At 73.6% G+C, this 14,913-nt stretch carries 14 protein-coding genes; 6 read left to right on the top strand and 8 right to left on the bottom strand.

Features of this window, described 5'->3' with window-relative positions:
* Positions 1–4: 4 nt before the first annotated feature.
* Positions 5–214, bottom strand: a complete 210-nt coding sequence (locus tag ACFIF2_RS31575) for a DUF397 domain-containing protein (RefSeq protein WP_395576691.1) — start codon at positions 212–214, stop codon at positions 5–7.
* A complete protein-coding gene (locus tag ACFIF2_RS31570; RefSeq protein ID WP_395576690.1) occupies positions 211–1,044 on the bottom strand; it encodes a helix-turn-helix domain-containing protein in 834 nt (277 codons plus the stop codon). Before ACFIF2_RS31570 ends, ACFIF2_RS31575 begins: the two co-directional genes overlap by 4 nt.
* Before the next feature lie 124 nt (positions 1,045–1,168).
* Between ACFIF2_RS31570 and ACFIF2_RS31565 the strand changes: the two genes are divergently transcribed.
* Positions 1,169–1,459, top strand: a complete 291-nt coding sequence (locus tag ACFIF2_RS31565; RefSeq protein ID WP_395576689.1) for a hypothetical protein — start codon at positions 1,169–1,171, stop codon at positions 1,457–1,459.
* A 165-nt stretch (positions 1,460–1,624) separates the two neighbouring features.
* On the opposite strand, the gene ACFIF2_RS31560 is transcribed toward ACFIF2_RS31565, so the two are convergent.
* Entirely contained in the window at positions 1,625–3,436 is a 1,812-nt protein-coding gene (locus ACFIF2_RS31560; protein ID WP_395576688.1) for a bifunctional metallophosphatase/5'-nucleotidase, read from the bottom strand.
* A gap of 181 nt (positions 3,437–3,617) precedes the next feature.
* Here ACFIF2_RS31560 and mshD point away from each other — a divergent pair, with 181 nt between their 5' ends.
* Positions 3,618–4,547: a mycothiol synthase gene (mshD, locus tag ACFIF2_RS31555; RefSeq protein WP_395576687.1), complete on the top strand. Its 930-nt coding sequence runs from the start codon at positions 3,618–3,620 to the stop codon at positions 4,545–4,547.
* Here mshD and ACFIF2_RS31550 read toward each other — a convergent pair.
* From ACFIF2_RS31550 to ACFIF2_RS31530, 5 genes are all read right to left on the bottom strand, one after another.
* Complete coding sequence (locus ACFIF2_RS31550) at positions 4,507–5,241, bottom strand: ABC transporter (RefSeq protein ID WP_395576686.1); 735 nt, start codon at positions 5,239–5,241, stop codon at positions 4,507–4,509. The genes mshD and ACFIF2_RS31550 overlap by 41 nt on opposite strands.
* Positions 5,229–6,746 (bottom strand): ABC transporter permease, encoded by a 1,518-nt coding sequence (locus ACFIF2_RS31545; RefSeq protein WP_395576685.1) that lies wholly within the window; start codon positions 6,744–6,746, stop codon positions 5,229–5,231. Before ACFIF2_RS31545 ends, ACFIF2_RS31550 begins: the two co-directional genes overlap by 13 nt.
* Entirely contained in the window at positions 6,743–7,603 is an 861-nt protein-coding gene (locus tag ACFIF2_RS31540) for an ABC transporter ATP-binding protein (protein ID WP_395576684.1), read from the bottom strand. Before ACFIF2_RS31540 ends, ACFIF2_RS31545 begins: the two co-directional genes overlap by 4 nt.
* Before the next feature lie 79 nt (positions 7,604–7,682).
* Positions 7,683–8,591 (bottom strand): zf-HC2 domain-containing protein, encoded by a 909-nt coding sequence (locus tag ACFIF2_RS31535; RefSeq protein WP_395576683.1) that lies wholly within the window; start codon positions 8,589–8,591, stop codon positions 7,683–7,685.
* On the bottom strand, positions 8,588–9,130 hold the full coding sequence (locus ACFIF2_RS31530) for an RNA polymerase sigma factor (protein ID WP_395576682.1): 543 nt from the start codon (positions 9,128–9,130) through the stop codon (positions 8,588–8,590). The genes ACFIF2_RS31535 and ACFIF2_RS31530 overlap by 4 nt, the downstream gene beginning before the upstream one ends.
* 262 nt (positions 9,131–9,392) lie before the next feature.
* On the opposite strand from ACFIF2_RS31530, the gene ACFIF2_RS31525 reads away from it, so the two are divergent.
* The 4 genes from ACFIF2_RS31525 (at position 9,393) to pstS (ending at position 14,799) form a co-directional block, all read left to right on the top strand.
* Positions 9,393–11,633 (top strand): RNA degradosome polyphosphate kinase, encoded by a 2,241-nt coding sequence (locus ACFIF2_RS31525; RefSeq protein WP_395576681.1) that lies wholly within the window; start codon positions 9,393–9,395, stop codon positions 11,631–11,633.
* Positions 11,614–12,996: a CHAD domain-containing protein gene (locus ACFIF2_RS31520; RefSeq protein WP_395576680.1), complete on the top strand. Its 1,383-nt coding sequence runs from the start codon at positions 11,614–11,616 to the stop codon at positions 12,994–12,996. Before ACFIF2_RS31525 ends, ACFIF2_RS31520 begins: the two co-directional genes overlap by 20 nt.
* 21 nt (positions 12,997–13,017) lie before the next feature.
* Positions 13,018–13,458: an NUDIX hydrolase gene (locus ACFIF2_RS31515; RefSeq protein ID WP_395576679.1), complete on the top strand. Its 441-nt coding sequence runs from the start codon at positions 13,018–13,020 to the stop codon at positions 13,456–13,458.
* A 216-nt stretch (positions 13,459–13,674) separates the two neighbouring features.
* A complete protein-coding gene (gene pstS / locus ACFIF2_RS31510; protein WP_395576678.1) occupies positions 13,675–14,799 on the top strand; it encodes a phosphate ABC transporter substrate-binding protein PstS in 1,125 nt (374 codons plus the stop codon).
* Positions 14,800–14,913 lie beyond the last annotated feature (114 nt).

Genomic DNA, 14,913 nt, shown 5'->3' with positions numbered 1-14,913 from the left:
GGTCTTACGGCTGCCCGGCGCGCTTCATCCCGGTCACGAACGCCCGCCAGGGTGCCGCGCCGAACAGGAGCACGCGCCCGTCCCGCACCTTGCTGTCCCGGACCGGCACGAGGGTGGGGTGGCCGGTGGCCACCTCGACGCAGTTGGTTCCGCCGCCGTCACTGTAGGAGGACTTGCGCCAGGTCACGGTGGTGAGGTCAGGGATTCGGTTCATGCTCTGCGCTCCTCCAGAAGGCCCTTGATGAACGCCATCGACTCAACGGGAGTCAGAGCCGCGTCCCTCACCAGATCGTAGGACAAGCGAAACGACAGGACCTTGTCCGGATCGTCGATCAACTCACCGAAGCCGTTGCCTTCCACGTAGGCGACAGGGTCGCCCACTCGCTGCCAGAGAAGCCAGAGGTGACTGTCCATGAGGTCGTGCACCCCAGCCGCGTAGGGCAGAACCTGGAGTGCGACGGACGGCAGCTCCGCCGCGTCCAGCAAGTACGACAGTTGGTCCTGCCACACCTTTTCGTCCGGCACACGTCGCCGCAGCGCACCCTCGTCCAGGATCACGCGGACACTCGGAGCCGGCTGACGGCGCAGCAGCTCCTGGCGTCCCAGGCGCAGCGCCACCTGTTCCTCCACTGCCTCACCGTTGCCCGCCGTTGTCTGCGCGCCGGACAACCCCGACAACACCGTCCGGGCGTAGTCCTCGGTCTGCAACAGTCCGGGTACCCGTAGCTGGAAGAGCCACATGACCCGGGCCGTCTCCTCCAGTTCCATGAATGCCTTGTACTTGTCCTTGATCACCTCCTTGTGCGCGTCCCGCCAGAGGCGAACCAGCAGGTCACCCGTGCCGTGAAAGCGGTCCAGGTCCTCCATCACCGCTCGTTTGGAGAGCCGTTCCCCCTTCTCCAAGCGGTACAGGTAGCTCTTGTCGTACGACGTCTCCTCAGCCAACTGCCCGAGCGATCGGCCCGCCTTCTCGCGCAGCATCCGAAGCGTCTGGCCAAGCTCGGCACGCCTCGAATCCCGTTCCGCACCCGGACTGTCGGCCACGTCGCCCTCCCCGTTGTCTGGCCCACAGGCAACGGCGGGCCCCTTCCGCAGCGTACGCCGGGGCAGTGACGATCGACGCACGATCAGTAATCACCGCTGGTCGGGACCCGAAGGGACAAGAGCAATGAAGCCGTCTCCACTCCGCCTCCTCCCCTGGACCACCCCCGAAGGCAAGCCCTGCTACCTGAGCACCGACGACGGGGGCAGCCGGCTCTCCCGGCTCGCGGATGACATCGAGGAGGCGCAGGTGGAGTCGGGGGAGCAGGTGCTCGCGGGGGCCAGGGCCGTGCTCGGGGACCGGAGGGCCGGGGAGCGGGCGGTGCGGTTCGCTCTGGTCAGGGCGACCGAGGCGCTGCAGGACGTGCTCCGGGTCGCGATCAGCCGCGGTGCCCGGCTCGACGCCCCCCACGACTGACCTCCCCCAAAACCGAGGACACTCACAGGGCATTTGTTGACCGCCCTCTCATTCGAGCGCACCACGAACAACATGCGGCGTCGTGTACTCGTTCCAGAACAACCACAAGGGGCCCGGCGTCCGCATCGCGTGCGGATACCGGGCCCCTCTCGGAGACGGTGACGCCTACCGCACGACCGTGATGCGGTCCGCCGCCGGCGGTGCGATCGGGTCGGCCGCGGAGGAGTTGGCCGTCAGGTACTGCTCCAGGGCGGTCAGGTCGTCCGCGCCGACCAGTTCGTCCGTGCCCGCTCCCAGGGTCGGGAAGCCGTCGCCGCCGCCCGCGAGGAAGCTGTTCGACGCGACGCGGTAGGTGGCCGCCGGGTCGATGGGCGAGCCGTTCAGGCGGATGGAGTCCGCGACGACCCGGTCCGCGCCCGACTTGGTCAGGTCCAGGGTGTAGGTGAGGCCGGACGAGATCTGGAGGATCTTCGGGGCCGCCTCGTTCGGGCCGCTGACCTGCTCCTTGAGGACCTGGATCAGCTGGGCGCCCGTGTAGTCCTTGAGGTTCACCGTGTTGGCGAAGGGCTGGACGGTGAAGCCCTCGGCGTAGGTCACCACGCCGTCGCCCTCGGTGCCGGAGGCCGCGTAGGTCAGGGGCGCGCGGATGCCGCCGGGGTTCATCAAGGCCAGGTCGGTCTCCGGGTCCTGGGACCTGCCGTACGCGAGCTGCGCGTCGGCGATGAGGTCGCCGAGCGGGGACTCGGTGCCGTCGCGGTCGATGTCGCCGGAGATGTAGCCGATGGGGCGGTTGCCGATCGGGGCGGCGAGGGTGCTCCACCTGTCGATGAGGCGGGTCATGTCGGGCGCCTTCGGGACGTCCCGCGTCACCACGTGGTTCGCCGACTTCACGGCCGTACGGGCGATGTCACCCGTCGCGCGGTCGTAGGTCAGCGTCGTGTCGGTGTAGAGGCGGCCGAAGGACGACGCCGAGGTGACCATGCGGGGCTTGCCCGCCGGGTCGGGGATCGTGCAGACGTACGCCGCGTGGGTGTGGCCGGTGACCAGCGCGTCGACCTGGGGCGTGACGTTCTTGGCGATGTCGGCGATCGGGCCGGATATGCCGTCGCCGGCGCCCGGGGAGTCGCAGTCGTAGTTGTAGGAGGACGAGGCCGGGAAGCCGCCCTCGTGGACCAGGGCGACGATGGACTTCACGCCCTGGCGCTGGAGCACCTTGGCGTACTTGTCGATCGTCTCGACCTCGTCCTTGAAGGCGAGGCCCTTCACGCCCTCCGCCGAGACGATGTCCGGGGTGCCCTCCAGGGTCACGCCGATGAAGCCGACCTTGACGCCCTTGTGCTTCCAGACCCAGTAGGGCTTCAGGAGGGGCTTGGCCGTCTTCTCGTCGAGGACGTTCGCCGCCAGGTAGGGGAAGTCGGCGCCCTCGAACTCCTCGTCCGTGTAGCAGCCCTCGGTGGGGTGGCAGCCGCCGTTCTGGAGGCGGGCCAGCTCCTTGGCGCCCTCGTCGAACTCGTGGTTGCCGACGCTCGTCACGTCCAGGTCGAGCTTGTTCAGCGCCTCGATGGTCGGCTCGTCGTGGAAGAGGCCGGACAGGAGGGGGGACGCGCCGACCATGTCGCCGCCCGCGGCGGTGATGGAGTAGCGGTTGCCCTCGCGGGCCTCGCGGAGGTGCGTGGCGAGGTATTCGATGCCGCCCGCGTCGACCGTCTTCGTCGTGCCGTCCGGCTGGAGTTCGGTGACCCGGCCGGCGGACCCGGCCGGCGGTTCCAGGTTGCCGTGCAGGTCGTTGAAGGAGAGCAGCTGGACGTCCTGGTAGCGGCCGGGACCGCCGTGGCCCCGGTGGTTCCCGTCCGCGTTCGCCGACGCCGGCAGGGCCGCCGCGGCGAGCGCCCCGGCGGTGACCACGGTGGCTGCGGCGAGGAGACGGGTCGTACGGCGTCTGCGGCGCGGTTGGTGCGACTGTGCTGTGGCTGGCATGCGCCCCCCTGTGGGTGTACGTGACACGGGCCGCTGAGGAGACGGCCCGCCGGCGCGACAGCCTAGGGTCAACGCGCGTAGCGCGACAGGGGTTCCGGGTTACATCCTGGTTTACCTTCCCGCCCGGCCATCTCCCGCGGGTGCCGCCGCTTTGCCGCGTCCGCCCCTTACCCTCGTACGCATGACCAGCGACGACTCCGTGCGGCCCGGCCGCCCCCGATCGATCGAGACCCTCACCGAACTGACGCCGGAGCAGAGCGACGCCGTCCTCGCCCTGCTCGCCGAGGCCGCCCGGGGCGACGGGCAGCAGGCCGTGTCCGAGCAGGGCCGGCTGCACCTGCGCGGCCCCGCGCGGGAGGGCGTCGCGCATCTGCTGCTCACCCTGGACGGCGGTGAACTCGTCGGGTACGCCCAGCTGGAGGGCGCCGACCCGATCGAGCCGCCGGCCGCCGAACTGGTCGTCCACCCCTCGTACCGGGGGCAGGGGCACGGGCGGGCGCTGGGCTCCGCGCTGCTCGCCGCCTCGGGCAAGCGGCTGCGGGTCTGGGCGCACGGCGGCCACTCCGCCGCCCGGCACCTCGCCCAGGTGCTCGGCCTGACCCTCTTCCGGGAGCTGCGGCAGATGCGGCGCCCGCTGGCGGACCTGGAGCTGCCGGACCCGCGGCTGCCGGAGGGCGTGACCGTACGGACCTTCGTGCCGGGGCGGGACGACGCCGCCTGGCTCGCGGTGAACGCCGCCGCCTTCGCCCACCACCCCGAGCAGGGCTCCCTCACCCAGCGGGACCTGGACGACCGGAAGGCGGAGGCGTGGTTCGACCCGGCGGGGTTCTTCCTGGCCGAGCGGGACGGCGAGCTGATCGGCTTCCACTGGACCAAGGTGCACGCCCAGGAGCGGCTCGGTGAGGTGTACGTCCTCGGCATCCGCCCCGACACGCAGGGCGGCGGCCTGGGCAAGGCCCTGACCACCATCGGCCTGCGGCACCTGGCGGACCAGGGTCTGCCCACGGCGATGCTGTACGTCGACGCCGACAACAAGGCGGCGGTGTCCGTCTACGAGCGCCTGGGCTTCGTCACCCACGAGACGGACCTGATGTACCGCACGGAGACCTGAGCCCGGGACCCGCCGCCGAGCCGGCTCCCCGGCCTCCCCGGCCTCCCCGGCCCCCGGCCGCCCGCGCCCTCCGCCGTCCCACGGGCTCCGGCCCGCAGGCCCCCCACGCGACGGCCGCCACCGCCAGAAGCAGCGCCCACCGGTCGTGCGCCGCCGCCCACCGAGGGTCGTCCGGCACGGTGAACAGCGCCCAGCCGTCCGGCGTCAGCAGGGGCGCGAGGACGGCCGCGAGCAGCAGTGCCGCGGCGACGGCCGGGCCGGGACGCGCCTCGTCCGTCAGCCGCACCGCCACGGCCGCGGCGGCGAGCGCCGTCATGCCCGTCGCCGCCGCCTCCAGCGTGAGGTCACCGGCGGGGGGCCGGGTCGCGGACGGGACGAGCAGCAGGACGGCCGTCCACCACAGCGCGGCGAGCGGCGCGACCAGCGCCACCCGCAGCGCCTGCCGCGGCGGGCGCCGGACCGGGACGGGGGCGGTGAGGTGCCGGGCCGGGTCGTCCAGCAGGAAGGCCAGGCCGAGCGCGCCGGTCAGGGCGACGCCCCGCACGAGGGTGAGCGTCTCCCAGGCGTTCGGCTCCGCGCCGGCCGCCCGCGGCGTACCGGCGAGCAGCAGTCCGAGCAGCCCGGCGGCGGTCAGCGCCCGCCACGGCAGGGTGCGCCACACCGGGCGGACGAGGGCCGCCGTCACTCCTCGCACGAGTCCGCCTTGCCGGGCCCGGCGACGCCGAGCAGTTCGGCGGCGCGGGCGGTGGTGACGCCCGGCTCGGTCAGCTCGTCCCAGTGCGCCTTCACCTGCTCGCCGGCCCGGGCGGGCGGGTCCTCCAGCAGCCGCCGTACGACGTCCGTCTGTCCCTCCGTCATGGACAGCGGGTTCGTGGGCGACAGGACGACCGCGGACCCCTTCACGCTGTCGTCGAGGCGGACCCGGCGCAGGGCGTCCATCGGGTCGTCCTGCCAGCTGAGGGCGAGCCACATGAGGGTGACCATCCGCCCGTCGCAGATCTCACCCGCCGCCTCCTCCGTGCCCGCGACCAGGACGGCGGCGACCGCGCCGGCGAACTCCGGGACCCGGTTGCCGCCCCAGGCCGTGCCCACGGTCACCTGGTGGGCGTCGGTCAGCGCGGGGATCGCGGCATCGCCCTCCAGTCCGTAGCGGGCGTCGATCCGCTGCCGTACGACGAGCGGCTGGTCGTGCGCGCTGCCGCCCGCCAGGGACTGCACCCGGTCGACGACCCCGGCCCAGGTGCCGGTCCGCGGCGCCCACTCGGGGAAGGCGCAGTACGTCGACCGCCCGTGCTCCGCGCACGTCAGGTCCGGGCGCACCGAGGCCCGCTCCCGGGCCGCGGTCAGCTCCGGCGACGGCGCCACGCCCCGCGCCTGGAGCACGCCGCCCGTCACCGCCAGCGCGAGGGACAGGGCGACGCCCGCCCGCACGGCCAGGTGCCGTCCGCCGGCCACGAGCACCGCGAGGAAGGCGGCGCACAGGCCGGCGCCCGCCAGATACAGGGCGTGCCAGGCGGCGGGCCGGCCCAGCAGCTCGGAGGGCAGGGTGTCGAAGCTGATCGCGGAGACGACCGGGGTCAGCCACGACAGACCGCTGTCGCCGTCCGGGCCGGTGCCGAGGACGAGGGTGAACAGCAGGAGGACCACCAGCAGCGGCGCGGCCGGCGCCGACCGCACCACCCGGGCCGACAGCACCCCGAGCGCCCCGAACAGCAGCACCGTCAGCGGCCCGACGAGCAGCTCGGCCGGCGAACCGTGCCCGATCGCGCCCGGCTTGAGCGCCTCCCAGGTGAACTGCCCGGCCACGCAGAGCGCGGTGAGCAGGACGGCCGGTACGAGGGAGAGCGCGTGCGCGGCCGTACGGTGCCAGGGGGTCAGCACCTGCACCGCGAAGTGCTGTTCGGTGCCGTGCCGCGCGGAGCGCAGGACGGCGAGGTTGGCGGACAGCAGGACCGCGAGGCCGACGAGCATCGGCACGCTCTGGGTGGCGCGGTCGACGTCCTGGAGGGCCGGGTGGCCGTCCCAGGAGCTGCGGGTGCGCCAGACGATCCAGGCGACGTGCACCGCGAACGCGATGACGACCGGGGCGCTCAGCAGCAGCCTGCGCGCCTCGAAGCGGGCCAGGGCGAGCACCGCCCGCGCACCCGCGCGCGGCTCGGTCCCCACGGCGGGCGCGGCCGGAGTCAGTACGGCGCTCACGCGGCCACCTCCGCGCCGGCGCCGTCGAGGACGAGGAGGTAGCCGTCCTCCAGCGTGGGGTCGGCCAGGTCCGCCCCCGGGGGCGGGTCGCCCACGTTCCGGAACGATCCGGTCCCCGTGCGCCACCCGGCCTTCGCGCCCGGGTCCCGCTCCGCACCGTGCCAGACCCGCCCGGCGGCCCGCGCGGTCAGCTCGGCCGGGGTGCCGTCGAAGCGCACCGTCCCGGCGGCCATGACGACGACCCGATGGCAGAGCATCGCGACGTCCTCGGTCTGGTGGGTGGACAGCAGCACGGTCCGCCCCTCCCCCGCCCCGGCGACCAGCTCGCGGAACCGCATCCGCTGCTCCGGGTCCAGGCCCACGGTCGGCTCGTCGAGGACGAGGAACCCGGGGTCCCCGACCAGCGCCGCCGCCAGCGCGACCCGCTGCCGCATGCCGCCCGACAGCCTCTTGATCCGCCGCCCGCGCACCCCGCCCAGGTCGACCTCCTCCAGTACCCGGCGCACCTCCCGGTGCCGGGCGGTGCGGTCGGCCAGCTCCTTCAGGATCGCGACGTAGTCGACGAACTCGAAGGCGGTGAAGTCCGGGTGGAAGCCGGGCGTCTGCGGCAGGTAACCGAGCCGCCGCCGCACCTCCTGCCGGCCGCGCGAGGTCCCCGGATCGTGCCCGAGCACGGTGAAGGCCCCCCGGTCGGCGGGGACGGCGGTGGCGAGCACCCGCAGCAGCGTGGTCTTCCCGGCTCCGTTGGGGCCGAGCAGCCCGGTGACCCCCGGCGTCAGCCGCAGCGACACGTCGTCGAGGGCCCGGGTCCGGCCGTAACTGAGGCTGAGCCCGGAGGCGGACACGGTGGTGTTCATACGGCGCTCCCGTACACGTAGGAGAGGAGGGAAGGGGAAGGCGAGGCGGGGATCACGCGAAGGGCGGAGGAAGGGCGGCTCACGCGGCACCCCGCGCGAAGACGTCGAACCGGTCGCGGACGAGGAAGAGCAGCCCGGCCGCGCCCGCGGCCACCACCCCGGACACGCCCTGCCCGGCGGCGGTGAACGGCGCGAGCAGGCCGTCCTCGGCCGCGCGCGCCGCGTCGGCCGTCAGCAGCACCGCCACCCACGCCCCCGCGACCGCGGACGGCGCGAGGACGGGACCCAGCCGGGGCGTCAGCGCCAGCCCGGTCGAGGTGAGGGCGAGGCCGGGCAGCAGCCAGGCCAGGGCCAGCAGCCCGTAGCCGGGCAGCGCGAGGCTCGCCAGACCGCCCACCCCGAGCGCCACGACGAGCACCGCGACCGTGCGGATCATCAACAGCCGGAAGCCGTGCGTCGGCGAGACCACGGCCATCTCGTACGTCGGGTCCAGCGCGGGCCCGTAGGCGAGCGCCACCCCGGCCAGGGGCAGCAGCGGCGCCAGGGCGAGGAACAGGGTGGGCCTGCCCGCGGCGCCGGCCGTGAGGGCGACGACGAGGGTCATCAGCAGTACGGCGACGACCGCGCCGAGCCAGGACCGGCGCAGGACGGGCGTGGCCGCGAGCAGCCGCGCGGTGCCGTCACCGACCCCGCACCGCACCAGCAGCCCCTCGAACCACCCCGGCCGGGGCGCGTCCAGCTCGGCGTCGAGCCGTTCCCAGCCCGCGTCCAGCGCGGCGGCGTCGCTCACCTCGGCGAGCACCCCCCGGCACCGCGCGCAGGCGGTCAGGTGGGAGTCGGCGGACCACAGCGCGGGCACCGCCAGCTCCCCGCGGGCGTAGGCCCGCAGATCGTCCGCGTCCACGTGCCAGGCGTCCCGGCGACCGCTGCCCCGGCGACCGCTGCCCTCGTGACCGCTGTCCTCGTGACCGCTGTCCTCGATGCTCATGCCAGCGCCTCCCGCAGCTGCCGGCGGGCGCGCATGGCCCGCGTCTTGACCGTGCCCGGCGGGATGCCGAGCAGGACGGCGGCCTCGCGGGTGGTCAGCCCGTCGACGACCGTGGCCTGGAGCACCGCGCGCAGCTCCGGCGAGAGCCGGACGAGCGCGCCGGCGAGGTCGCCGTGCTCCACGCCCGCCAGCACCCGCTCCTCCGCCGAGGCCTCGTCCCGGTGCCTGAGCCGCGCCAGGGCCTGCCGCAACCGGCCCCGGGCCCCGTCGCCCCGCAGCGCGTCGATCAGCCGCCGGGACCCGATCCGCCACAGCCACCCCGCGACGTCGCCGTCCTCCCGGTAGCGCGCGCTGCCCCGCCACACCGCGAGGAACGTCTCCTGCACGACGTCGTCGACGACACCGGCGTCGGCGCAGCGGCCGCGCATGCGGGCGGTCAGCCAGGGGGCGTACCGGCGGTACAGCTCCTCGAAGGCCCGCCGGTCGCCGTCCGCGGCGACGGCCCGCAGCAGCTCACCGTCGCTTCTCGTTTCGCTCACGTCTCCTCATCGCACGACCCCGGCCGACCGGTTCACGGTCACGGTGGGTCAATTTTTCCGCCGAGGTCCCGCCCGCCGCCGACAGCCCCCATCCACCGCCGGAAGCCCCCCGCTATCCCACACGTCATGTCCCCGTAACCATCGATTCAGACTGCCTTGCGACCCTCACCGAATGCAGCCGACCGTGCCAGAGCCACCAGGAGCAGAGCATCCCGCGCCTTCCGACGCGCCTGTCCTGCGCATGGCGCGGAAGAATGGGTTCATGAGGCAGCCGAACACCCAGGCAGAGGTCCAGCACACGCAGCCGTCCGTGGGCTCCATCGCCGCGCACCGCCCGCACACCGTGGCGGCCACGGTCTCCGACCTGGAACCCGACATCGACGCCGACCTCGACGGGTACGAGGAGTCGGAGGAGTCCCAGGCCGGCGGCGCCCAGCTCCCGCAGGGCCGCTTCCTGGACCGTGAGCGCAGCTGGCTCGCGTTCAACGAGCGCGTCCTGGAACTCGCCGAGGACCCGAACACGCCGCTCCTGGAGCGCGCGAACTTCCTGGCGATCTTCGCCAGCAACCTCGACGAGTTCTTCATGGTCCGCGTCGCCGGCCTCAAGCGCCGCATCGCGACCGGTGTCGCCACCCGCTCCGCCTCGGGCCTCCAGCCCCGCGAGGTCCTGGAGATGATCTGGGCCCGCTCCCGCGAGCTGATGGCCCGGCACTCCGCCTGCTTCCACGAGGACGTCGCCCCCGCCCTCGCCGAGGAGGGCATCCACCTGGTCCGGTGGAACGAGCTGGCGGAGAAGGAGCAGGCCCGCCTGTTCACCCTCTTCCGGCACCAGATCTTCCCGGTCCTCACGCCCCTCGCGGTCGACCCGGCCCACCCGTTCCCCTACATCTCGGGCCTCTCCCTCAACCTCGCGGTCGTCGTCCGCAACCCGGTGACCGGCCACCGCCACTTCGCGCGCGTCAAGGTGCCCCCGCTGCTCTCCCGCTTCCTGGAGGCGTCCCCGGGCCGTTACGTCCCCATCGAGGACGTCATCGCCGCGCACCTGGAGGAGCTGTTCCCGGGCATGGAGGTCCTGGAGCACCACGCCTTCCGCCTCACCCGCAACGAGGACCTCGAGGTGGAGGAGGACGACGCCGAGAACCTCCTCCAGGCCCTGGAGAAGGAACTCATGCGGCGCCGCTTCGGGCCGCCGGTACGCCTGGAGGTCGAGGAGTCCGTCGACCGCGAGGTCCTGGACCTCCTCGTCCGCGAGCTGAAGATCGGCGAGGCGGAGGTCTACCCGCTCCCCGGCCCGCTCGACCTCACCGGCCTCTTCCGCATCGCCGGCATCGACCGGCCCGAGCTGAAGTACCCGAAGTTCGTCGCCGGCACCCACCGCGACCTGGCCGAGGTCGAGTCGGCCTCCGCGCCGGACGTCTTCGCCGCGCTGCGCAGCAGGGACGTACTCCTCCACCACCCGTACGACTCCTTCTCGACCTCCGTCCAGGCCTTCCTGGAGCAGGCGGCGGCCGACCCGGACGTCCTGGCGATCAAGCAGACGCTGTACCGCACCTCCGGCGACTCCCCGATAGTCGATGCGCTCATCGACGCGGCCGAGTCCGGCAAGCAGGTCCTCGTGCTGGTCGAGATCAAGGCCCGCTTCGACGAGCACGCCAACATCAAGTGGGCCCGCAAGCTGGAGGAGGCCGGCTGCCACGTCGTCTACGGCCTGGTCGGCCTCAAGACGCACTGCAAGCTGTCCCTGGTCGTCCGCCAGGAGGGCGACACCCTGCGCCGCTACAGCCACGTCGGCACCGGCAACTACCACCCGAAGACGGCCCGCCTCTACGAGGACCTCGGCCTGCTGACCGCGGACCCGCAGGTCGGCGCCGACCTCTCGGACCTGTTCAACCGCCTCTCCGGCTACTCCCGCCGCGAGACCTACCGCCGCCTCCTCGTCGCGCCGAAGTCCCTGCGCGACGGCCTGGTCTCCCGCATACACAAGGAGATACAGCACCACCGCGCCGGACGCCCCGCCTCCATCCGCATCAAGGTCAACTCGATGGTCGACGAGGCCGTGATCGACGCGTGCTACCGCGCGTCCCAGGCCGGCGTCCCGGTCGACGTGTGGGTGCGCGGCATCTGCGCGCTGCGCCCGGGGGTGACGGGCCTGTCGGAGAACATCCGGGTCCGTTCGGTCCTCGGCCGCTTCCTCGAGCACTCGCGGGTCTTCGCCTTCGGCAACGGCGGCGAGCCGGAGGTGTGGTTCGGCAGCGCCGACATGATGCACCGCAACCTCGACCGCCGGATAGAGGCCCTGGTCCGGGTCACCGACCCGGCCCACCGGGCGGCCCTGAACCGGATGCTGGAGACCGGTATGTCCGACGGCACCGCCTCCTGGCACCTCGGCCCGGACGGCGAGTGGACCCGGCACGCGACCGACGCGGACGGCCAGCCCCTGCGCAACATCCAGGAGATGCTCATAGACGCCCGGAGGCGCCGGCGTGGCACAGCGACACCTTGACCCGACGGACCCCACGGCACCGGCACCGGCCCCGGCCGCTGCCGGCCCGCCGGCCCCGGCGGACGCGGACGCCCTGGCGGGGTACCTGCGCGCCCAGGCGACGGAGTTCCTCCGCGCCCTGCGCCTGCACCGGGAAACGGGGGCGGGCGCGGGCGGCGCGCACCCCGCGGACCGGGCGCGCGGCGCGGAGCGGGCGGCGGCCCCGTCCGCCGGCCGGGCGGGCCCGGCCCGCCTCACGGCCCGTACCGGCGACACGGGCGGACGGTCCGGCCCGGCGGGCGACGCCCCGGATCACGCCGGCCACGCCGGCACCAGCCACGCCGGCCACCTGAGCCACGCGGGCCACGGCGGCCCCACTGGCCCCACCGGTTCCACCGGCCACACCGGCCCCGTCGACGCGGTCCGCGCCCTGCGCCGCGCGGCCCGGCGGCTCAGCGGCACCCTGCACACCTTCCAGCCCCTGCTGGACGCCGACTGGGCGGAGGGCATGCGCCCCGAGCTGGCCTGGCTGTCCGGCACGCTGGCGCTGGAGCACGCGTACGCGTCCCGTCTGGAACGCCTGCTCCAGGCCCTGCACCGGCTGTCGGGCCCGGCGGCCTTCCCGGCCCAGCAGGCGGGCCGGGCCACCGCCACCACCGCCGTGTCCGTCTCCGTGCCCGCCGCCCACCCGGCGTCCCCGGACCGCGGCAGCCTCACCGTGGGCGCCGCCAAGGCCGGCGCGCTGCTCGACCGCCAGCTGACCCTGGCCCGCACCCGGGCCCACTCCACCGCGCTCCAGGCGCTGGGCAGCAGCCGCTTCCACGCGGTCGCCGACAAGGTCGCCTTACTGGCCAGCGAGGTCCCGCTGCGGACCACGGGAACCTCCACCGCCTCCCCCCATTCCGCCGCTTCCGCCACCTCCGCCACCTCCGCCACCGACCTGAGCCGGCTGGCCGCCGCCGCTCAGGACCGCCTGACCGACGCCGTGGCCGCCCTCCCCCTCGTCACCGCGGGCAACCCGTACAACGCCCAGGCGCTGGTCCACGGCCTCTCCCCGGACCCGGCACCCCACCCCCAGGACGCCCAGTGGCACCAGGTCCGCCTGCTGCTGCGCCTGCACCGGTACGCGCTCGAGGTCCTGGGCGGCGGGAGCGAGAGGACCACCGAGGACGTCCGCCTCCTGGCCGCCGGCGAGGCCCTCGACCGCCACCGCGACGCCTCGGAGGCCGCCGCCGCCGCGGCCCAGGCCGCCCGCACCCCGCGCATCGCCCCGGCGACGGCGTACGCGCTCGGCGTGCTCCACGCCGACCAGCGGCATGAGGTGGAGGCGGCGAGGTACGCGTTCCAGCACAGCTGGCGCAAGGACCCGATCAGGCTGCCGTAGGACGGAAGGCGGGGACGTTCCGTGAGCCCAGGGCACGACGAGACCACCGTGCACGCGGCCGGCTGCGTCCTGTGGCGCCGCTCCCCCCGCTCCCCGGGGCTGGAGCTGTGCCTGGTCCACCGCCCGAAATACGACGACTGGTCCCACCCGAAGGGCAAGCTGAAGCCCGGCGAGGACTCCCTCGCGGGCGCCCTGCGCGAGGTCGCGGAGGAGACGGGGTACGCCGCCGTGCCGGGCGCCGAGCTGCCCACCGTGCGCTACCTCGCGGCCGGCCGCCCCAAGGAGGTCCGGTACTGGGCGGCGGCCGCCGCCACCGGCGCCTTCACCCCCTCCGACGAGGTCGACCGCATCCTGTGGCTGGCGCCCGCCGCGGCCCGCGTCGTCCTCACCCAGCCGCGCGACCGGACCCTCGTCGACGCCCTGCTCGCGACGCGTCCGCTCGGTACCCCGCCGTGTCCTTGACGTAAGCGTTCCGTGACCTCACCGCACCGACCACAGGGGTTCACCCCCCGTTCATTTACGCCCATCGGCGGCTTCACCTGTTCTGCCTAATTTCGGCCTTACCGATACGGGGCGCATCCCGAATACGCGTCCGTATCACCCCAGCCTTCGTCTTCAACGCCACTCCTCGCACGCCGCCGGATTCAGGACGGCGGCTCCTGGAAGGAACTCCCTCAAGTGAAGCTTCAGCGCATGAACCGGCGGGCCCTCGCTCTCGGTGCTCTCGCCGTCTCCGGCGCCCTGGCCCTCACGGCGTGCGGCTCGGACGACACCAGCGGCGGCAGCGGCGGCGACGCCTCGGCGGCCGCCAACAGCAACATCAAGTGCGACGACGCCAAGGGCCAGCTCCAGGCCTCCGGCTCCTCGGCCCAGAAGAACGCGATCGACGCCTGGGTCAAGGCGTACACCACGGCGTGCAAGGACGTGCAGATCAACTACCGCCCCGACGGTTCGGGCGCCGGCATCACCGCGTTCAACCAGGGCCAGACCGCCTTCGCCGGTTCGGACTCGGCGCTGAAGCCCGACGAGGTCGAGGCCTCCAAGAAGGTCTGCTCCGGCGGCCAGGGCATCAACCTGCCGATGGTCGGCGGCCCCATCGCGGTCGGCTTCAACGTCCCGGGCGTCGACACGCTCGTCCTGGACGCCTCGACCCTCGCCAAGATCTTCGACAGCCAGATCACCAACTGGAACGACGAGGCGATCGCGAAGCTGAACCCCGACGCCAAGCTTCCCGACCTGAAGATCCAGGCCTTCCACCGCTCGGACGAGTCCGGCACCACGGACAACTTCACCAAGTACCTCAAGGCCGCCGCGCCCAAGGACTGGAAGTACGAGCCGGCCAAGGCATGGGCGGCCAAGGGCGGCCAGTCCGCTCCGCAGTCCTCCGGTGTCGCCCAGCAGGTGAAGCAGACCAGCGGCGCGATCTCCTACTTCGAGCTGTCCTACGCCAAGGACGGCATCAAGACGGTCGACATCAAGACCGAGGCCGCCGAGCCCGTCAAGGCCACCGTCGAGAACGCCACGGCCGCCATCGGCGCCGCGAAGGTCGTCGGCACCGGCAAGGACCTCGCCCTGGAGCTGGACTACACGCCCTCCGCCGACGGCGCCTACCCGATGGTCCTCGTGACCTACGAGATCGCCTGCGACAAGGGCAACAAGGCGGACACCCTGCCCGCCACCAAGTCCTTCCTGAACTACATGGCCTCGGAGGACGGCCAGGGCCTGCTGGCCGACGCCGGCTACGCCCCGATGCCCACCGAGATCATCACCAAGGTCCGCGAGACCATCTCGGGCCTGAGCTGACCCGAGTGCGGTCCGGCCTCCACCCGGGGGCCGGGCCGCACCGTCCGGTGCACCGCCGCCAGGAGCCCCGCACGACTCGGCTCCACCCGAGCCGCCGCGTACGACGGCTCCGCA

It is taken from the genome of Streptomyces sp. BK79 (assembly GCF_044142145.1).
In the GTDB taxonomy this organism is placed as follows: Bacteria; Actinomycetota; Actinomycetes; order Streptomycetales; family Streptomycetaceae; genus Streptomyces.
This window is presented reverse-complemented; position numbering and strand designations above follow the sequence as displayed.